Here is an 18893-nt window from a genome sequence, read left to right as displayed (position 1 = left end):
GCATGTGGAAAAGATATTAATAGTGACGTCAAATAGAAATCGTAGAAAAGAAAAAAGCGACCCGAATGGGGTCGCCTAGCAGAAGTGGTAAAGCAAATTCTGTAAATAGAGCAGCTTAACCAAGAAGCTATAAATTACACTGGAAGCAATGTGAGCAATGTCGTGTCAAAAAGAATTCGTGCAAGTTCTCGGAAAAATGTTTCATCACTTCTCAACTTTCAGTTAATTAACTTCTGTTAATAAGTCACTCAACGTCCTTGTGAACTTTCCTCATTCCCTAAGACAGGTTTAATAATAATGATTCTCATTTCGTAGTCAACAGTTAAATGAGAAAAAATCTCATTTATTTTCACATTGCTTTAATGAAATGCACTCGAGATTCTCGAAGATTTACTTTTTCTTCAAACTTTTCAATTATATAGCCATTTCTCAACAACAAGCGAAGCATAGCCGGAAACTGGTTTCGAGATTTCACTTTTAATGTGTTGTAGCCTTGTTCTGCCACCCAATCCTCTTGAGCTTCCAAAAGCAGTTGTGCCACGCCTTCATTTCGAGCTTCAGGGACAACACCACCTAACCAGCTATAGAAAACACCATCCTCTAATTCGTAACCTATTTTGAAGCCGACAATCGTGCCATTTTTTTCTGCAACGAGGATTAAACTGTTTTTCTCTTCTAAACGTTGAGTCATGGAGTCTACCGTTTCTCCTTTCGAAAACTCGGTAACACGCGCCACAACTTGAAGTGCTTCTTCCAATGTGCCTTCACGAATCAGCATTGTCATTATTCTCTTCTCCAAAATAAAAATACCCAAGCACCTTGGATTGTTACTGTTGTAATCCGCCTGAGGTTACTTGGGTATATACAGACGAACAACTCTTGTTGGTCTGGTATTTCTCACTGAGCGATAATTACTCTTCTGTCGCTTCCGGAGTACGATTTAGGTGTTGAGCAGTTTGTGCATTCTCTTCTGCCAACCACTCAGCAACGTCTTTCGCAAAGTACGTTAAGATGCCATCTGCACCTGCACGTTTGAAGCACAATAGTGATTCCATCACAATTTCACGCTCTTTGAGCCAGCCATTCATGATCGCCGCTTTATGCATCGCGTACTCGCCAGAGACTTGATAAGCAAATGTCGGTACTTGAAGTTCAGTTTTTACTCGGCGAACTACATCTAAGTATGGCATACCAGGTTTAACCATCACCATGTCCGCACCTTCATTGATGTCTAGCGCCACTTCGTGAATCGCTTCATCAATGTTTGCTGGGTCCATTTGGTAGTTTTTCTTGTTGCCGCCTTTTAGATTTGAAGAAGAGCCAACCGCATCACGGAATGGTCCGTAGTAGTTCGATGCGTACTTAGCCGAGTAAGCCATGATTTGAGTATGAATGTAGCCCGCGTTTTCTAATGCTTCGCGGATCTTACCAATTCGGCCATCCATCATGTCTGAAGGCGCGACTACGTCAGCACCCGCTTCTGCATGAGACAAAGCCTGCTTAACCAATACTTCTGTGGTTTCATCATTCATTACGTAGCCATCTTCATCGATGATGCCGTCTTGGCCATGTGTCGTGAATGGGTCGAGTGCCACGTCTGTGATTACACCAATTTGAGGAATGTGTTCTTTAAGTGCTCGTACTGCTCGCTGAACCAAACCTTCTGGGTTGTAGGCTTCAGTAGCACATAAGCTTTTAGCGTCTTGGTTTACGACAGGGAAAAGCGCGATTGCTGGAACGCCTAGATTTGCAAGGTATTGTGCTTCTTCTAGCATTAAATCAATCGACAAACGCTCTACACCCGGCATGGACTCCACGCTCTCACGACGATCTTTACCCATAAGAATGAACATTGGGTAAATCAGATCATTAACAGAAAGTTGGTTCTCAGCCATCAAACGACGACTAAAATCGTGCTTACGTAAACGACGCATACGGCGTGCAGGGAATGGACCTTGAATTGATACAGACACCATTTTCTCCTTGTCTGGACGGTTATGATGATCAAATCATCTGGTGAACAAAATCATATCACTCTTGATGCATGTTGCGAGTGACAATCTGGAAAAAGGTAATGAAAAAAACTGAAAATGACCCAGCACTCACACTCAAGTATACTTCGAATACGAAACCAACCATGAAGCACAGAGAGTAACGATGATCGATACCCACGCGCACATCTATGCTAGCGAATTTGATAACGACCGCGATGAAGTAGTACAACGCGCCTTAACGCAAGGCATTAATAAAATCCTGTTGCCAAACATCGATCTGGACTCAATTGAGCCCATGCTAAAAACCGAAGCGGCATATCCTGACGTATGCCACTCAATGATGGGGCTGCACCCTTGCTATGTGGATAACAACGTTGAGCAAACGTTGGAGATCATCCGCGGCTGGTTTGAGAAACACCAGTTTATTGCGGTGGGCGAAATCGGTATCGACCTGTATTGGGACAAAACCTATCGTGCTGAGCAAGAAATGGCGTTCGTAGCTCAACTTAACTGGGCAAAAGAGATGGATTTACCGGTCGTTATCCACACTCGTGATTCGATTGAAGAAACACTCACTTTGCTACGACAAGAGCAAGATGGTCGTCTGCGTGGTGTATTCCACTGTTTTGGAGGCAGCTTAGAAGAAGCACAAGCAATCAATGAGCTAGGCTTCCACTTAGGCTTGGGTGGCGTATCAACCTTTAAGAATGGCGGGATGGATAAAGTCATTCCACATTTGGATATGCAGTGGGTCATTTTAGAAACCGACTGTCCATATTTAGCGCCGGTGCCACACCGTGGTAAACGTAATGAACCAGCCTACACTTCTCTCGTTGCACAACGTGTTGCCGACTTGCGTGATGTCGACATCGCAACCATCGATGCCATAACGACTGAGAATGCCAAAAAGCTGTTTAATATTTAATTCACGAGAATTGAAAAAGCGACGAAATCAACGTCGCTTTTTTATCACCTAAACTATTGAATGAACGATTCAACCCGTTGAAATAGTAGAACAATCCATACAAAATTATTGATAAACATAATAATTAACTAGCAACTCTACTTACTTCTCATATCGTCACTTTACTTCGTCCGCTTTGCAAAACTGTCGACAACTCGACACATTATTTTTCTATACTGATTTACGCCCATTAATTAGCACAAATGTAAGACAGCATGAATATGGAAGTTGAAGTGTGTACACATGGTGCTTACTTACAACGCGTACCGCGCAGTTTTTTTCAAAAGCTGCTGGGCATCAAGGAAGTATACGTATGCACAAAATGTGGTTACGTCATGAAAGTTAAGTAATTAGCCCAAGAAAAAACCAACCGCAAAAAAAGCGGCTCAATTGAGCCGCTTTTCACATCTAGATTAGCCTTATTCTTCGGTTTCCGCTTCTACTTCTTCGCTTCGACGAGTATAAAAACGCGCGAAGAACAAACCGACTTCAAACAGTAAACACATCGGAATAGCGAGTAAGGTTTGCGAGATCATGTCTGGTGGCGTTAACACCATACCTACGACAAACGCAGTCACTATAATATAAGGACGTTTCTGTCTTAAATCTTCTGGTGTAGTGGCCCCAGTCCAACACAACAAAATAATCGCAACAGGCACCTCAAATGCGATACCAAACGCCATAAATAGCGCCAGCACAAAGTCGAGATAACTCGAGATATCAGTTGCAAACTCTACTCCACCAAGAGAGATGGCGGTAAAGAAGCCAAACACCAATGGAAATACCACGAAGTAGGCAAATGCCACTCCACAGTAGAACAATAGCGAACTAGAGAACAGCAGTGGCATGATCAATCGACGTTCATGCTTGTACAAACCTGGCGCTACAAATGCCCACACTTGATACAAGATAAACGGCACCGCAATAAATACCGAAGCAATTAACGTCAGCTTAAGTGGCGTAAAAAAAGGTGATGCTACATCCGTAGCAATCATGGTCGCGCCTTCAGGTAGACGTTCTACTAAAGGTGCGGAAACAAACTCGTAAATGTGGTTAGAGAAATAAATTAGTCCGACAAACACGACCAACACTGCGAGGATTGAGCGCAGTAGTCGGTTGCGAAGCTCCAACAAATGACTAATTAAAGGTTGTGTCTGCTCGACGGTAGACATGGCAAACCTCTTATTAAAAACCAGATCAAAAAGGAGCTACCAATCACTAGTAGCTCCTCCTAATGAGACTATTCGGCTTTCTTATCTGCCGCTGTAACCTTGCTCTCTTGCGCTTTCTCTACCTTTTCTGCTGCTGGCTCTGTTTTTACAGGCTCAGCCTCTGAATCGGTGTTCTTTGCGTAAGGACGATTTACAGATTGCGCTGCCTTCTTCAACTCTTCAACTGAAGATTTCAACTCAGGGGACAAATCATCCATCCCCATTTGTTCTGCTTTGCGCAAGTTTTCTTGCAGCTCTTGGACTTTCAGCTCGTGTGACAATTCGTCTTTGACGCTATTTGCCATACTCTTAGCGGCACCGATAAAGCGAGACACGCTGCGAATAGCATGAGGCAAACGCTCCGGCCCAAGAACGACCAGACCAACAACAGATATTAATACCAGTTCCCAAAAACCGATATCAAACACGTTTTACGCCTGCTCTTTGTCTTTTTTCGTTTCAGGAGCAGCTTCTTTTTTCTGCTGCTCTTCTAGACTTTTTGGTTCGAAGTCTGCGTCTTTGTCATTTTTCGCAGGTTCATCTTCGCTCATCGCTTTTTTGAAGCCCTTAACGGCACCACCCAGATCGCCACCGATACCGCGTAGTTTCTTTGTTCCGAATAGCAATACAACAATTACAGCAATGATTAGAAGTTGCCAAACACTGATACCACCCATTCTCTTTACCTCGGGTCTTTAAACAAACAAAAATATTTCAAGAGTTTAACGTCTATTGACGATAAGCTCGCCAACTAAGCAGCCAAAATGTGACACCTGCGATACCGCAGGCCAACGAAAGCTGCTCAAAAGCATCGTTCACCAATATTGCCGAGCATACGACTAAAGTCGCGCCAACGCCAAACAAAAACTTTCCTGTCGCCTGCTGGCGCTTGCTCTGGCGATACCCTTGATAAAGCTGATCCATACGTTGATTCATCGCTTTACCTTGTTTCAGGCTATCGTAAAGTAGCTCTGGCAGTTCAGGTAATTTCTCTGCCCAAAATGGTGCGCGGTCTTTAATCGCATTCACTAGAGCTTGCGGCCCAACTTGATTCATCATCCATTCCTCCAGGAATGGTTTTGCGGTCTCCCACAAATCAAGTTGAGGATATAGCTGCCTACCAAGCCCTTCCACGTACAACAGCGTTTTTTGCAACAGTACAAGCTGTGGCTGAACCTCCATATTGAATCGACGTGCCGTGTTGAACAAATTCAACAACACATGACCAAAGGAGATTTCGCACAATGGCTTAGCAAAAATAGGCTCACACACAATGCGAATCGCGAACTCAAACTCATCGACATTGGTATCCGCAGGCACCCACCCTGAATCCACATGTAACTCCGCCACTCGGCGGTAGTCACGATTGAAAAACGCCAGGAAGTTTTCCGCCAGATAACGCTTGTCTTCGCTATTAAGTGTACCAACGATTCCGCAATCTAGCCCTATCCACATTGGGTTCTCTGGATGTTCGGGGTTGACGAACACATTACCCGGATGCATATCGGCATGGAAAAAGCTGTCTCGGAACACCTGAGTGAAGAACACACTCACACCGCGTTCCGCGAGCAATTTCATATTGGTGCCATTTGCTTTCAAGCCTTCAATATCAGAGACTTGAATGCCATATATTCGCTCAGAAACCATGACAGTTTCATTACTGAAGTCGGGAAAAACTTCAGGAACATATAATTCTTCGCTGCCCTCAAAGTTGCGGCGCAACTGAATGGCATTCGCCGCCTCACGTCGCAAGTCGAGTTCATCAAGCAGGGTTTTCTCGTACTCACGCACGACTTCAACTGGTTTTAAACGACGTGCTTCAGGCATCGCTCCGGCGACTATACGCGCCATTCGGTGCATCAGTTTTAGATCTGAATCAATGACTGGGCGAATATCTGGGCGGATAACCTTTAATACCACTTCTTGGTTAGTGTCTTTTATGCGCGCAGTATGTACCTGAGCAATCGACGCAGACGCCAGTGGTTTGATATCAAACTCGGTAAACCATTTTTCTAACGGACCACCTAATGCTTGCTCCATCTGCTTTTTTGCCAACTCGCCATCAAAAGGCGCGACTTGGTCTTGAAGTAAAGCTAGGGGATCAGCGATATGCGGAGGAAATAAGTCACGGCGCGTCGACATCATCTGACCGAACTTAATCCAAACCGGCCCCAGCTCTTGCAGTGCTAAACGCAGACGTTCACCGAGTGGTTTTTCTGGGTGCTTGTTCTTAATCCAAAACAAGCTTTTGCGCAGTAAAAGCGGAGCTTTGGTCAGTTGGTGATCGGGAAGCAGCTCATCTAAGCCGTATTCCAGTTGTACTTTGGCGATGTGGTATAAGCGCTTTAGTTCTGCTGGCGTCATGGTTTCTCCAATGCAGGCTTATCTGCATCCAGCTTATTCAGCAAAGCCGTTAAACGAGCTTCAATGCGAGAAGCCTGGCTGCGAACCTCATCAACTTGGTCACAGAAATAGGCCACTTCTAACGGAGCGGGAGCCAGTTTCCATTCTTCAGTCACTACTTGCGCAAGATGACGCTGGTGTTTTTCTGCTTGAGACGCAAGAAAGTTGCCGATGTTTTTTGAACCTTGCACAAAGGTATGTGCGGCGACATCGCCAGTCACGCGAGACAACCACTCTTCAACATCTGGTTTGCAATCCACCATCAACTGAGAGAATTTCTGCGCCAATTGAATATCGCCTTCAAGTTCAAGTTTATCTTGTTTAATAAGACGAGTGATGTTGGCCTGATCGCGCAGCTCTGGTAACACACTCAAGTTGAGCGATAGATAGCAGTTAGGCTGCCCTTCGTAATGACCAAGCACATCAATTTGCTGACTAAAAACGAATGTCAGTGTTTTATTGATCTCTTTCAGGTGAACTTGAATAACTTGACCTTTTAGACGCGCTAAACGACGGCCCAATGCAGGGTCGTCTTTGATCAGTGTATTCAGTGACGTTTCAATCACAGCGGTGATAAGTGGTTCAAATGGCATGCCGTTAACCCTTAGAATTTATAACCGCGATGCAAAGCCACAATACCACCAGTTAAGTTGTAGTATTTGGTGTTTTCAAAACCTGCGTCTTGCATCATGCCTTCCAGCGTTTCTTGGTCTGGATGCATACGGATTGACTCCGCTAGGTAGCGGTAACTCTCTGAGTCATTCGCAACTAGCTCACCGATTCTCGGCAACAAGTGGAATGAATATGCGTCGTATACTTTCGATAACGGCTCTAGCACTGGTTTTGAAAATTCCAACACCAATAGACGGCCGCCAGGCTTCAGTACGCGGAACATTGAACGAAGCGCTTTGTCTTTGTCTGTCACATTACGCAAACAAAAACTGATGGTGATGACATCAAAATAATCATCAGGGAACGGCAGTTCTTCTGCGTTGGCTTGAACGTAATGCACGTTACCCACAATACCGTTGTCACGCAGTTTATCGCGACCAACGTTAAGCATTGAGTTATTGATATCGGCAAGGATGACATGGCCTTCATCGCCAACAATGCGCGAGAATTTCGCCGTCAAATCACCCGTACCACCACCTAGGTCAAGAATACGTTGGCCAGGGCGAGCACCACTACAATCGATAGTGAAGCGCTTCCAAAGGCGGTGAATACCACCAGACATCAGGTCATTCATGATGTCGTATTTTGTTGCCACGGAGTGGAATACTTCGGCAACCTTAGTCACTTTTTCGTCTTTTGCCACTGTAGAGAAACCAAAGTGAGTGGTTTCATTCTCTAACGCTGTATTGGATTGCAAACTTGTGTCCGTCATTCTAATTCCTCTTAGGCAGCGCTTTCCTCTACGGGGCGTTTGTTGACAAATAAAATCGCCCACTGCACTGCGGGCGATTAGTTTACTTTATCCTCAGCCGGATGTCTTTCTACTAACGGGTCATTTTCTGAAAATGCATCACTCTGCGCTAACTGCGCGAGGTCGGAAGAAATCGGTCGTTTAATTTCAACTCCCAAGTGTTTAAAGCTTTCGGCTTGGCGAATCACATTTCCGCGCCCTGTGGCAAGCTTGTTCATCGCACCTTGATAGCTTTGATTCGCCTTATCCAGCGCACCGCCGAGCCCCTCCATGTCGTCTACAAACAATCGTAATTTGTCGTAGAGTTTTGTCGCACGCTGCGCAATCATTTTGGCGTTTTCATTTTGGCGTTCATTGCGCCATAGATTATCAATGGTGCGCAGTGCCACCAGCAACGTTGTTGGGCTCACCAAAATGATGTTTTGCTCCATCGCGTCTTTAATCAAGCTCGGATCGGCTTGAATCGCGACTTGGAACGCCGGCTCAACCGGAATAAACATAAGTACATAGTCCAAACTCTGAATACCTTTGAGTTTGTGGTAGTCCTTCATGCTTAACCCTTTGATATGTGCACGTAGAGCAGCTAAGTGCGCATTCAAAGCCTGATCGCGCTCAGCATCAGTTTCGGCGTTGAAGTAGCGCTCATAGGCAACCAGCGCCATTTTAGAATCCACAACCACTTGTTTGTTTTGTGGGAGATGCACAATGACATCAGGTTGGTAACGCTTGCCTGCTTCATTTTGTAAGTTCACCTGAGTCTGATATTCGTGCCCTTCACGCAAGCCAGATTCGGCAAGTACCCTAGCGAGCACCACTTCGCCCCAGTTACCTTGCTGTTTGTTGTCCCCTTTCAACGCTTGGGTCAAATTAACCGCTTCGCGCGTCATTTGCTCGTTCAAACGTTGCAGGTTTTTCAGCTCATGCACTAAGGTATGGCGCTCTTTAGCTTCTTGGCTAAAGCTGTCATTAACGTGCTTTTTGAACCCTTCTAACTGTTCTCTAAGCGGTGACAACAAGCCTTCTAAACTCTGACGGTTTTGCAAATCGACCTTCGCGGTTTTTTCTTCAAACAGTTGATTTGCCAAGTGCTCAAATTGTTGTTTCAAGCGTGCTTCCGCTTGTTCTAAAATTTGCAGTTTTTCGGCATTAGCTTGGTTAATTTGCTCATGGCGAGCTTGCTGTTCACGCAGCTGCGTTTCTAGACGTGATTTGTGTTCACGCATTTGACCAAGCTCATCAAAGTATTGCTGGCGCTCTTGCTTTACAGCCTCGAAGTAACGCAGTTTTTCCATTGCTGCCATCAGCTTTCCATGTGTTTGGCGTACTTCAAACGCGGCTTTATCGCGCTCATCATCTAATTCATCCAACTCTTGCTGGGCATCGGCAAGGCTTTGCTTGACCTGTTCAAGTTGCTGTTGATGAAGCTGTTTTTCTGAAAAAAGTTGTTGCTCGAGAAGCTGAGTTTGGGTGATAAAACGCTGTTTCACCCACCAACCGGCAGCGACACCACTAAGCGTGGCAGCACAAAGAGAAGAGAGAATGAGAGATTGGTACTCAAGAATCCATTGCATAATAGCGAGTTAGCCTGTGTTTTGTATCTATAACAATGGTATTTAGACACTGGATAAATGTCCAGTTTGTTGGATGAAAAATCCTCGCATACACTAGGCCTTCCTATAATATTCTTTCTTCCGCTCAAATTATCCAAACCGAGCGGCACATCATCACGCAGAGGCATCATGAACGAGCGTCGCGCCCTAGGATTTGGGCTCTCAGCAGTATTACTTTGGTCTACCGTTGCAACCGCATTTAAACTCACGTTGGCAGAATTTACGCCGATTCAAATGCTATGCATTGCCAGCATCATCTCTGCGATTGCGCTAACAGTAATCTGTGGTGTGCAAGGTAAACTGGGCCAGTTAAGCGCTACATTTTTCTCAAACCCTTGGTATTACCTACTGCTTGGGTTGATTAACCCTTTGGCGTATTACGTTATTCTGTTCAAAGCATATGACTTGCTGCCCGCATCTCAGGCTCAAGCGATCAACTACAGTTGGGCCATTACCTTGACGCTAATGGCCGCTGTTTTCTTAGGACAAAAGATCCGTGGTAAGGACTGGCTGGCTTGCGGTTTTAGTTATGTCGGCGTGATAGTGATTGCCACACAAGGCAATCTTTTAGGCATGGAATTTGAGAGCCCGTTGGGTGTTGGTCTTGCGCTGCTATCAACGCTGCTGTGGGCCGGTTACTGGATTTTAAATACCAAAAATAAGGCCGACCCTGTGGTTGGCGTTCTGCTCGGCTTTTTGGTCGCTATTCCATTCGCCATTGGTTTAAGTCTTTATGAAGGTGCTGGCTGGCAGATGATCTCAGCTAAAGGCTGGGCAGCGGTGACGTATGTCGGACTGTTTGAAATGGGGATCACTTTCGTTTTGTGGCTGAGCGCACTCAAATCAACGCAAAACACCGCGCGTATCAGTAATCTGATCTTTGCTTCTCCATTTATCTCACTCATGTTGTTAGCTACCATCATCGGCGAAGAAATTCACCCTTCAACCTTGATTGGCCTAGTATTGATCATCAGTGGCTTAGTCATTCAGCAAGTCTCATGGGGCAAGAAAACCAAAGCGGTAAACGCTTCTTAATCACCTATCAAAAGCCCTAAAAAACGATGCAATAAGTTGGATAAAAAAGAGATATAGATAACATTTTAATGATAGAAAGCACTTTACGCTGCTAGGATTTAGCTACGCGTTGGATACGATACTCACAAAGCCCAATAGCTTACGCTAGATTCTAATATAATTACCTTTGGGCGATTTAGGACTCGTTATTAATTATGTTTCGCTTCGCTATTCCTTCGCCTTTGATGGCAGACTGGCAACACGTTCTGCGACAATGCTGTAATGTAACTCAAGCTCAGGGACAGCTTTATACTCTGAGCGATACTCAGCAGTGGCTATCGACTGAGGTGTCCACCTCAACCCAAAATCATCGTGCTATCATCGATGTGATAACGCAAGTTGTCGATCACTTTACGCCGACAGATTTTACAGTTAGCCATACCCCCTTTGAAGAGCAAACCTTGAGCATTGGACCGATTTGGCTACCTAATGGCGAATTGCTTGCCGTACTGACATTGACTCACCCTAATGATCAATCGACGGTTGTTTCGGCATGGCTAAGCGCAATGGCGGGGCGGATCAGCTTTGATATCAACTTGCACTGTCAGCAAGAACAAACGCGACATCAAAGCGCGGAAATAAAGCCAACACCAACACTACAAGAGTTTATCGACTGCCTTGAAGACCACGTATGGATAAAAGGCATGGATGGTCTTTATTCGATGACCAACCGAAGCGTAGAAAATGCGTGGCAAAAAACCAACAGTGAAATCATTGGAAAAGACGATTTTGCTCTGTTTAGCCATGAACGTGCGGAAAAATTCATTGATGCCGATAAATTGGTGGTAGCCACGGGCACGCAAAATATTGTTGAAGAATGCCGTCAAATTGATGAAAACAATAACCCCACTTGGCTAGAAACCATTAAGTCTCCTGTCCGTGATCATGCGGGAAACTTAATCGGCATTCTGGGGATGACACGTAACATCACCCGCCGAAAAATGGTAGAAACGCAGCTCTCCTTAGCGTCCCAAATTTTCAACAATTCGCAAGAAGGCATGGTCATTACAGACCGCAATGCCAACATCATTGATGTAAACACGGCTTTTACCCAAATTACAGGCTACCGCTCTGAAGAGGTGATAGGAAAAAACCCACGAATTCTGCGCTCAGGTCATCATGATCAAGGTTTCTATCAACAGTTGTGGCATCAACTCGAAAACAAAGGCCAATGGAAAGGCGAATTCATCAACAGAAAGAAAGATGGCAGCATTTATCCGCAATTAGCGACCATTAGCGCCGTAATGGACGATAAAAACCACCTTATTAACTACATTTGTGTGTTTGAAGATATCTCTGTGCGTAAGGCACACGAAGAAAAGCTGCAGCGCATGGCTTTTTACGATCCATTAACCAATCTACCTAATCGCACCCATTTACTCAGCTTACTCGAACAACACATCGAAACCGGACACAAAAACCAGCAGACGTTTGCCACCCTATTCTTAGATATCGACCATTTCAAACACATCAACGATAGCATGGGCCACTTCTGTGGTGACCAATTGCTGTCTAAGTTAGCGATTCGTCTGCAAGATGTGCTTCACCTCAATGCGCATGTGGCTCGTATTGGCGGCGATGAATTTGTGATTATTTTGCCAGACATCCATAGTGATGTTGCCTTACTGGAAACCGTCGGCGATATTCTAAGCGTATTCCAGCAACCATTCGACTTGGCAAACCACGACTCACTTCGTGTCTCGACCAGTATTGGTATTGCCTTGTACCCAAGAGATGGTCAAGACAGTGAAACCTTACTGAAAAACGCAGACACTGCGATGTACTTAGCGAAGAAAAATGGACGCAACGGCTACGCGTTTTACTCACCGGATTTGACCGATAAATCCGTATCCCATGTACGCATTCAATCCGCTTTGCATCAAGCAATAGAAAAACAACAACTCCGGTTAGAATTCCAACCGCAATACAACTTGGAACAAAATACGATTGTCGGCGTGGAAGCTTTATTACGCTGGCAGCATCCAGAATTTGGCCTTGTACCACCAGCAGACTTTATTCCAATTGCAGAAAAAACAGGGCTGATTCAAAGCATTGGTGAGTGGGTGTTACAACAAGCTTGTTTGCAAGGTAATGCTTGGCTGGACCAAGGCATCGAGTTTGGCAAAATCGCCGTAAATGTTTCTGCGTTGCAGCTTCAGCAGTCAAATTTCATTCAGCGATTAAGTACTATCCTCGATAACACCGGATACCCTGCCCAACGGTTAGATTTGGAGATCACAGAGAGCTTTTTACTGATCGACCCTCAACAAGCCATTGCATCGTTAAATCAATTACGAGAACTGGGTATTGAGATTTCTCTGGATGACTTTGGAACTGGCTATTCGTCTTTGTCTTACTTGAAAGGTTTGCCAATCAACAAACTGAAAATTGACCGCTCATTTGTCAGTGATGTCCCAAGTAATAGCGACAGCAACGCGATTGTGAATGCCATTATTGCCATGGGAAAAACGCTGTCGTTGAAAGTCGTCGCGGAAGGGATAGAAACTCGGGAACAAGCCGATTATTTATTCGAAAAAGGCTGTATTTATGGTCAGGGATATTTATTTAGTCAGCCAGTGAGCGCTGAAAAACTGTTTCGTTGAACCAGCTTGACCCTCAAGTCACTCTCGCGGTGCCACGTCCGCGGAGGTGATTTGCTTTGCTTGATTTTGGGTTGATTGGCATAGCTCTAGACGATCAACCAAAATATTGATACAAACCAGTAACGGCACACCGATCAATAGTCCCATTCCGCCCCAAAGCCAGCCCCAAAAAACAAGCCAAACAAAAATCACTAACGGGTTTAAGTTAAACCTTTTCCCCAATAGTGTTGGTGTAACAAACTGACTTTCAATCAAATTGAGCAGTAAATAGATAGACACCACCGTCAGCATAAAACTGACCGACTCCAACTGAAGATAAGCAACAAAGCCAAAGCTCACCATGGATATGACAGGGCCGAGGTACGGCGCAAAATTCATCACGCCTGCAAATGCGCCCCATAGAAATGGATCTTCAAGGCCTAGAACAAAAAACACGGCCCCAACACTCAACCCCAGCCCCGCATTCACTAAAGTGATGGTGCCAATGTATCGAGATAGGTCTTTCTGTAGCGCTTTGACCAACTCAATCGCTTGGCGCTGTTTGGCGAACCCATGTAAGTAAGACACTGACTTTCGAAATAAGCTTCGTCCATGATTGAGCATAAAGTAAACCATAAACAGCACGATCATCGCTTGTGTCAAAATCGTCGGCGTAGTGGTCGCGAGCGTTTTTACCAAAGAAAATACGGTGTTGTTCCCGACCTCATCCATACTCATATCGTTGGCGATATTCAATGGAGTATTAAGGTGATCAGCCGAAGCTTTAGTAACTTCGCTTACTTCTTGCCACACATTTTTCACGATACTGGGCAGCTCAGACCACCATTGCTTGGCGGGCTCCGACATGGCGGCAAGACCAATAATTGAAGCGCCAACGAGGAATGACAGCGTCAACACGACGGTAATAGCACGTGGTAAGCCTTTGTCTTCAAGATAATTAATGAAAGGACTGCACAGCAGAGAAATAAAGGTGCTAAGCACAATAGGTAACAATATTGGCTTGGCAAAATACAGCCCTGGGACGAGTAACAGGACGAGAAGCGTTGCACCAATCGCAGTGTTGGCAGGAATGTTCAATTTCGCTGTCATAATAAGCTCAGAATCGGTAAGAAAGTTTTGCGGTGAAATCCGCTATTAGAGTGGTTCGCCCTCTGTCGTCGCAGCGTTGCTTACTTGTGTTGCTGCATTTCCATTTTGCTCCGCATCTGACTCATCCAGAGAAGCTGCCGCGACCGGCTTTGTGAGCGAATCGGCAATATCAGACACGCTGCTAACCAATAGCCCCATTGACGAAATAGAAGAAGTCAGTCGAGACAATCGACCTGCTTTTGCTGCGGTAACGGCAACGACAGCACTAATGCCTAATGTCGTCCAAGGGTTTTCTCTCACAAACTTCTTGGTGGTAAACGTGAACATTTCCATCGACAAACAGCATTGCTCTAGAGACGCTTTACCTTCCATCCGCTTGATCCGCATGGCTCGATTGAGCTTTTGTAGCGAGCGCATCCCACCCCTCCTGTAATTGTTCTGTCGTATTTTTGAATCCAAGAAATCCAACTAAACGCTTCTGCCACCAGGCTAAAGCAAATAATGCCAAGCCTAATGATGTGATAAATACACCCACGGCAACATACACGTTGGCAGTTAACTGATAAGCCACCACCCCAGAGGCAAGGCACAAACTGAATACGAACAATACCGACAATAGAGTAAAAACAACGGTACACAGCAAAATCTGACGCACTGCGGACACGTTAACTTTCATCTCCAAGAGGAACAAATCCAACGTTGAACCTGACCATACTTTTAGCGATTTCGTCAGTTGGTCCAATTGCGCAAGAATGCTGCTCAAACCATTAATGGTTTGTTGGATATCCTGTTCTTCTGCCCCATCAGGGGCTCGGCCGCTGTCTGAAGCCGCCGAGCCTGATTGCTGATTGGTAACTTGCCCTGAGTTATTCATGTGAAGCCTCGCCTTTCTGTTGTGTGGCTTAATCCTTGGTGACCACTATTATTTGATCAGCTTCGAAACCGCCCAACCAGCAAGGAAGGCACAGCCTATGCTCAGCAATGGGCGCTCCTTGATTACATTTTCTGCCGACTTGGTCGCCTGCTGAACTTGCTGTGCACCGACATCCAGCTTCTCTTTGGCTTGGTCTTTCATCGCGCCAACAGCTTCCGTCGTGGCTTGCTCCGCTAAGTGATATGCTTCTTCTAACTGCTCTTGAGGTTTTACTGTGCTTTCTTTTGTAGTAGCCATAACTAGCCTCCATTAATGAGTTGAGTAGTGAATCAAGTGAAACAATGTTTGACCTCACTTACTCCCTACAAAGCCATATCCATGCCAGAATTTTAAGTTATTGTTTTTTATTGATTTTATTTTCATTTCGATAAAAAGCCGTATCTGTACGTGTAATTCTTTCCAAGCTTTCCCCGCCATTCTTGTAATTTTTTCTTAGCGCCTTACCGACTGTTAGCAAGTTATTGCAAAAAAAAGATATTAAGTCACTGATTAATAAGACTTAAAATTCATTGGCATACAACCTGCAATTAAAGATGAAACATCGTGTTTGTATTCCATACGCTCAAACACCCCTATCACCAGTAAATAAGGAGTGGCATATGAAAAATGAAAACATCGCCTCAATCATTGAGCTTATCGAAAGCGGAAATGAAATTTACAACAAGGCCATCGAGAACATCGACAACACTTCTTTGAATAATGTGTTGGTAGAACTGCTCAGAGTACGTGAGCGTGCAGTCATTGAGCTCACTCCCTACTCTCTAGCAAGTAACAATGAAGAATCTGCCGACGACACTCCGGTTTCCTACACCATCAAGGCGCGTGAGGTTTACAGCGACGTGATGAAGGAAGTGTCCTCTGACAAAGAGTCAATGTATTTAGAACAGCTTGAAGGTGTCGAAAGCAAGGTACTCAAAGAGATTGAGAATTTGATTACTTCCCACCCAGAGCAGGCGGATAACTCGGTTCTGCTGAAAGTTCGTAGCGATATAAAAAGCTGCAAAGAAAAACTCAGCAGCATCAGCCTTATTAGCTAAAACCTGGTGGTCGCCTTTGCAATAAAGCTCGGTATTGATCAAAGAAATGGCCAACTTGCTTTGGCCATTTCTGACAAGCCCACAGGCGCATTAACATAACCATCACGAGAAATGTCCCACGACAATAGTCATAAATAAAGAGGTCACTATGACATTGGATAACAATCGAGTAAGGGAGCTACTCGTAAAAATGACACACCATCGCCAAACGTGTTTGCCTCTCGTTAACCCGCAATCACATATGACACTCGCAAGAGCGGCATATCGATTCGTGAAAATAGAAAAAGTGATGATCAAAAAGATGGCGAAGCTGTTTTTCGACCAAGATGGTGAACAATTCATTGCAGAAAATGCCACCGAATACGGCGTTGCCGAGCTAGGTAATTACAAAGAAATGCATTTTATGAATAAATTACTGTTAGATGATTTAAAAGCCCTGCTTAGAGCCATTGACGACACCAACTTAACCGCACTTGTTTCTTATTGGTTAGCTGCTTTACAAGTTGAAAACGATGAAATTGAAAAGCACTTACCTCAGGGTGAGTAATTATACTCGCCCTTCTTTCTTCACTTTGTTTAACCCTCATCCCCAATCAACCTAATAAAAAGGTGCAGATAGACAAAAGCCGCTGCATCTACGCAACGACCTTAATAGCCTTTTTACGACGCACACCAAATCATCAAACAGCACAGAAAAAGCGCCATGTAGAATACGAAGCAAATGGCGCGTTATCCGCGGATTACAGTGTTAAAGCGAAGCTGATTTACGTCTCTGGCTTGGAACAAATACGTTCAATGACTTTGGACGCAGCTTGATTGCCAGTTGCTCATCAGAATACAGTTCACCATCAATCACATACTCAATCGGCTTATTCGCAGAAATAGTGACACTCTGAGCCGTCGCGTATTGAAAATGTGTCGATTCTTCCTGTGCGCCTACGCTCGTTAATGTCAGATCCGACAAGGCGATAAGACGTCCGCCTAAAGACTCGGTGTTATCTAAATATGTGATATGCAGCTTGCCATCATCAGGCTGCGGCGCATCACCACCTTGGGCAAGCAACGTACTAAATGGAGCGATATTCGCAACGACAAAACTATGGACTTCAAGCGTTTGTGTATTCTTGTCGTGGTTTCCATCTTCAGTGGGAGCGTCTAACGATACGGTTAAAGCTTGCGTTTCTTCCGCCACTACAGCATTAAAAAAGCCGGTGAGGTAAGCGAGTTGTCCAAAAACATTTTTCTCTTCTCGCTGAGCGTGCTCGATCATCTTCTGTTCTAGCCCAATACCTAAGACCAACAAAATAAGCCGCTGATTACAGTCCGCAGTATCAATACGTTGGTAGTGTCCGCCAAGCAACGCTTCACACGCTTTTTCGACCGGTGAGAATTTTGCGCCAACGCCATAGAGCACATGACATAACGCATTGGCAGTTCCGAGCGGAACAATACCGAGTTTGAGGTCGGTATCCACCAATTGGCTCGCCACCTCTGTTACTGTGCCATCGCCACCAGCTACGATGATTTGCTTAGCTCCACTTTCTTTTGCCTGTTGTGTTAGCTGCTCGGCGCTGAGGTTTGTGGTGGTTTGATGAATACTCAAGCGATATTTTTTGGTTAGCTCACGAATCAAGTGCTGTTCGTTTTCCTCCCATTTGCCGCCACCTGCAACAGGGTTAACCACCATCCAAGTGGATTGATCCAGCCCCAGTACGCCTTTTTCACTGATCGCTCGTAACGTCCTAATCTGTAATTTATTCAATCTCGCGGTACTGCGTACGTCATTGATTTTTTTCATCACGGATTCAACCGTCAGTGACGGGTCTTTGCTTAATAAATACGCCGCCACAACAAACACTGAACGACCACGCCCTAACGCACAATGCACAACCACAGCCCGCGAGCACGAGATTTGAGTATCAATCCAGTTAATCGCATGGCGAAGGCGCTCTAGCGTTGGGGCTTTGTGGTCGAGTACCGGAATCGAAAGGTAATGAAACTGCTTGTCGGTCATCGCACTTTCAAGGCCTGCAAATTCTGCGGTGACATCGACAATACAAGAGATCTCATTGGATTCGAGAAAATCTAAGTCACTCTGAAACAAACGGCGAGATAGGTATAAATTGTCGCTGACTTTTTGGATTGGAGGCACAGTATCACGCCGTCTTTCCCAGGCGTTATACGCTCTAGCCCCCAATAAAAATGGAATGAATGCCCAGCGAATCCACCTGACAATCTTGCCATCTTGGTTTTTTCTAAAAATAGAGGGAATGTCGAATACGTAGGCTACGCTGACCAACGCTAAAGAAAGAGATATCCACAAGAACAGCAGACTAACGATAATTTGAGGCGTATAGATAGCGGCCAATAAACTGATCAGAGCGCCAAGAATATAATATTTGATGATAAACATTCGCTCTCCTTGCCTTCAGCGAGTGCACTTTTTAGTGGAAGTTAGAATACGCGGGGGATTGAGCTTGGATACATGAACTTGAGTAAACGCCTTGATTGAGTGCCTTCCCGTGCCGAAATGGCACGAAAAGGTCCAACA

General features: G+C 45.0%; 19 protein-coding genes. 5 read left to right on the top strand and 14 right to left on the bottom strand.

Going from position 1 to position 18893, the window contains the following annotated elements; genetic code table 11:
* Nucleotides 1-349: 349 nt before the first annotated feature.
* The gene (locus IJ23_RS07330) at nt 350-784 is read right to left on the bottom strand and encodes a GNAT family N-acetyltransferase (RefSeq protein ID WP_005379245.1); all 435 of its coding nucleotides are present in this window, start codon (nt 782-784) and stop codon (nt 350-352) included.
* Nucleotides 785-911: 127 nt separating this feature from the next.
* On the bottom strand, nt 912-1973 hold the full coding sequence (hemB, locus tag IJ23_RS07325; RefSeq protein ID WP_031777176.1) for a porphobilinogen synthase: 1062 nt from the start codon (nt 1971-1973) through the stop codon (nt 912-914).
* 184 nt (nt 1974-2157) lie between these two features.
* On the opposite strand from hemB, the gene IJ23_RS07320 reads away from it, so the two are divergent.
* Nucleotides 2158-2919, top strand: a complete 762-nt coding sequence (locus IJ23_RS07320; RefSeq protein ID WP_033905897.1) for a TatD family hydrolase — start codon at nt 2158-2160, stop codon at nt 2917-2919.
* A 458-nt stretch (nt 2920-3377) separates the two neighbouring features.
* On the opposite strand, the gene tatC is transcribed toward IJ23_RS07320, so the two are convergent.
* The 7 genes from tatC to rmuC form a co-directional block, all read right to left on the bottom strand.
* Nucleotides 3378-4130: a twin-arginine translocase subunit TatC gene (gene tatC, locus IJ23_RS07315; RefSeq protein ID WP_033905893.1), complete on the bottom strand. Its 753-nt coding sequence runs from the start codon at nt 4128-4130 to the stop codon at nt 3378-3380.
* A 68-nt stretch (nt 4131-4198) separates the two neighbouring features.
* The gene (tatB, locus tag IJ23_RS07310; protein WP_033905892.1) at nt 4199-4597 is read right to left on the bottom strand and encodes a Sec-independent protein translocase protein TatB; all 399 of its coding nucleotides are present in this window, start codon (nt 4595-4597) and stop codon (nt 4199-4201) included.
* Nucleotides 4598-4600: 3 nt separating this feature from the next.
* Nucleotides 4601-4846 carry a Sec-independent protein translocase subunit TatA gene (gene tatA / locus IJ23_RS07305; RefSeq protein WP_005382958.1) on the bottom strand — a complete coding sequence of 82 codons (246 nt, stop codon included), beginning with the start codon at nt 4844-4846 and terminating at the stop codon, nt 4601-4603.
* A 52-nt stretch (nt 4847-4898) separates the two neighbouring features.
* Nucleotides 4899-6533 carry a ubiquinone biosynthesis regulatory protein kinase UbiB gene (gene ubiB / locus IJ23_RS07300; RefSeq protein ID WP_033905891.1) on the bottom strand — a complete coding sequence of 545 codons (1635 nt, stop codon included), beginning with the start codon at nt 6531-6533 and terminating at the stop codon, nt 4899-4901.
* The gene (locus IJ23_RS07295) at nt 6530-7165 is read right to left on the bottom strand and encodes a ubiquinone biosynthesis accessory factor UbiJ (protein ID WP_005379213.1); all 636 of its coding nucleotides are present in this window, start codon (nt 7163-7165) and stop codon (nt 6530-6532) included. The genes ubiB and IJ23_RS07295 overlap by 4 nt, the downstream gene beginning before the upstream one ends.
* 11 nt (nt 7166-7176) lie before the next feature.
* Nucleotides 7177-7956, bottom strand: coding sequence for a bifunctional demethylmenaquinone methyltransferase/2-methoxy-6-polyprenyl-1,4-benzoquinol methylase UbiE (gene ubiE / locus IJ23_RS07290; protein ID WP_005379210.1), 780 nt, complete (start codon nt 7954-7956; stop codon nt 7177-7179).
* A gap of 77 nt (nt 7957-8033) precedes the next feature.
* A complete protein-coding gene (gene rmuC / locus IJ23_RS07285; RefSeq protein ID WP_033905890.1) occupies nt 8034-9566 on the bottom strand; it encodes a DNA recombination protein RmuC in 1533 nt (510 codons plus the stop codon).
* Between the two features lie 168 nt (nt 9567-9734).
* Here rmuC and IJ23_RS07280 point away from each other — a divergent pair, with 168 nt between their 5' ends.
* Complete coding sequence (locus tag IJ23_RS07280) at nt 9735-10640, top strand: DMT family transporter (RefSeq protein WP_033905889.1); 906 nt, start codon at nt 9735-9737, stop codon at nt 10638-10640.
* Nucleotides 10641-10834: 194 nt separating this feature from the next.
* A complete protein-coding gene (locus IJ23_RS07275; RefSeq protein ID WP_033905887.1) occupies nt 10835-13282 on the top strand; it encodes an EAL domain-containing protein in 2448 nt (815 codons plus the stop codon).
* Between the two features lie 18 nt (nt 13283-13300).
* Here the strand turns inward: IJ23_RS07275 and IJ23_RS07270 are convergent, their stop codons facing one another.
* The 4 genes from IJ23_RS07270 to IJ23_RS07255 are packed head-to-tail and all read right to left on the bottom strand — an operon-like array spanning nt 13301 to nt 15542.
* Nucleotides 13301-14371 carry an AI-2E family transporter gene (locus IJ23_RS07270; RefSeq protein WP_033905886.1) on the bottom strand — a complete coding sequence of 357 codons (1071 nt, stop codon included), beginning with the start codon at nt 14369-14371 and terminating at the stop codon, nt 13301-13303.
* A gap of 45 nt (nt 14372-14416) precedes the next feature.
* The gene (locus tag IJ23_RS07265) at nt 14417-14743 is read right to left on the bottom strand and encodes a hypothetical protein (protein WP_050550070.1); all 327 of its coding nucleotides are present in this window, start codon (nt 14741-14743) and stop codon (nt 14417-14419) included.
* Entirely contained in the window at nt 14733-15245 is a 513-nt protein-coding gene (locus IJ23_RS07260; protein ID WP_033905884.1) for a hypothetical protein, read from the bottom strand. The genes IJ23_RS07265 and IJ23_RS07260 overlap by 11 nt, the downstream gene beginning before the upstream one ends.
* 48 nt (nt 15246-15293) lie before the next feature.
* A complete protein-coding gene (locus IJ23_RS07255; protein ID WP_005379196.1) occupies nt 15294-15542 on the bottom strand; it encodes a hypothetical protein in 249 nt (82 codons plus the stop codon).
* A gap of 362 nt (nt 15543-15904) precedes the next feature.
* Here IJ23_RS07255 and IJ23_RS07250 point away from each other — a divergent pair, with 362 nt between their 5' ends.
* Together IJ23_RS07250 and IJ23_RS07245 are read left to right on the top strand one after the other, a co-directional pair.
* Entirely contained in the window at nt 15905-16342 is a 438-nt protein-coding gene (locus IJ23_RS07250) for a DUF2383 domain-containing protein (RefSeq protein ID WP_005379194.1), read from the top strand.
* Nucleotides 16343-16490: 148 nt separating this feature from the next.
* Nucleotides 16491-16889 carry a hypothetical protein gene (locus IJ23_RS07245; RefSeq protein ID WP_005379193.1) on the top strand — a complete coding sequence of 133 codons (399 nt, stop codon included), beginning with the start codon at nt 16491-16493 and terminating at the stop codon, nt 16887-16889.
* A 201-nt stretch (nt 16890-17090) separates the two neighbouring features.
* On the opposite strand, the gene IJ23_RS07240 is transcribed toward IJ23_RS07245, so the two are convergent.
* Nucleotides 17091-18755, bottom strand: a complete 1665-nt coding sequence (locus IJ23_RS07240) for a diacylglycerol kinase family protein (protein ID WP_033905882.1) — start codon at nt 18753-18755, stop codon at nt 17091-17093.
* Nucleotides 18756-18893: the final 138 nt, after the last annotated feature.

This window comes from Vibrio sp. OY15 (genome assembly GCF_000742455.1).
Lineage (GTDB): Bacteria > Pseudomonadota > Gammaproteobacteria > Enterobacterales > Vibrionaceae > Vibrio > Vibrio alginolyticus.
The sequence above is the reverse complement of the archived record's forward strand: the minus strand, read 5'-3'. Positions and strand labels throughout refer to the sequence as shown.

Coding starts and splice junctions, on each gene's coding strand:
- tatA (WP_005382958.1), bottom strand. CDS start 4,846: ATGGGTGGTATCAGTGTTTGGCAACTTCTAATCATTGCTGTAATTGTT.
- tatC (WP_033905893.1), bottom strand. CDS start 4,130: ATGTCTACCGTCGAGCAGACACAACCTTTAATTAGTCATTTGTTGGAG.
- ubiE (WP_005379210.1), bottom strand. CDS start 7,956: ATGACGGACACAAGTTTGCAATCCAATACAGCGTTAGAGAATGAAACC.
- IJ23_RS07250 (WP_005379194.1), top strand. CDS start 15,905: ATGAAAAATGAAAACATCGCCTCAATCATTGAGCTTATCGAAAGCGGA.
- IJ23_RS07275 (WP_033905887.1), top strand. CDS start 10,835: ATGTTTCGCTTCGCTATTCCTTCGCCTTTGATGGCAGACTGGCAACAC.
- IJ23_RS07280 (WP_033905889.1), top strand. CDS start 9,735: ATGAACGAGCGTCGCGCCCTAGGATTTGGGCTCTCAGCAGTATTACTT.
- IJ23_RS07295 (WP_005379213.1), bottom strand. CDS start 7,165: ATGCCATTTGAACCACTTATCACCGCTGTGATTGAAACGTCACTGAAT.
- ubiB (WP_033905891.1), bottom strand. CDS start 6,533: ATGACGCCAGCAGAACTAAAGCGCTTATACCACATCGCCAAAGTACAA.
- IJ23_RS07255 (WP_005379196.1), bottom strand. CDS start 15,542: ATGGCTACTACAAAAGAAAGCACAGTAAAACCTCAAGAGCAGTTAGAA.
- rmuC (WP_033905890.1), bottom strand. CDS start 9,566: ATGCAATGGATTCTTGAGTACCAATCTCTCATTCTCTCTTCTCTTTGT.
- IJ23_RS07320 (WP_033905897.1), top strand. CDS start 2,158: ATGATCGATACCCACGCGCACATCTATGCTAGCGAATTTGATAACGAC.
- IJ23_RS07265 (WP_050550070.1), bottom strand. CDS start 14,743: ATGGAAGGTAAAGCGTCTCTAGAGCAATGCTGTTTGTCGATGGAAATG.
- IJ23_RS07330 (WP_005379245.1), bottom strand. CDS start 784: ATGACAATGCTGATTCGTGAAGGCACATTGGAAGAAGCACTTCAAGTT.
- IJ23_RS07240 (WP_033905882.1), bottom strand. CDS start 18,755: ATGTTTATCATCAAATATTATATTCTTGGCGCTCTGATCAGTTTATTG.
- IJ23_RS07245 (WP_005379193.1), top strand. CDS start 16,491: ATGACATTGGATAACAATCGAGTAAGGGAGCTACTCGTAAAAATGACA.
- IJ23_RS07260 (WP_033905884.1), bottom strand. CDS start 15,245: ATGAATAACTCAGGGCAAGTTACCAATCAGCAATCAGGCTCGGCGGCT.
- IJ23_RS07270 (WP_033905886.1), bottom strand. CDS start 14,371: ATGACAGCGAAATTGAACATTCCTGCCAACACTGCGATTGGTGCAACG.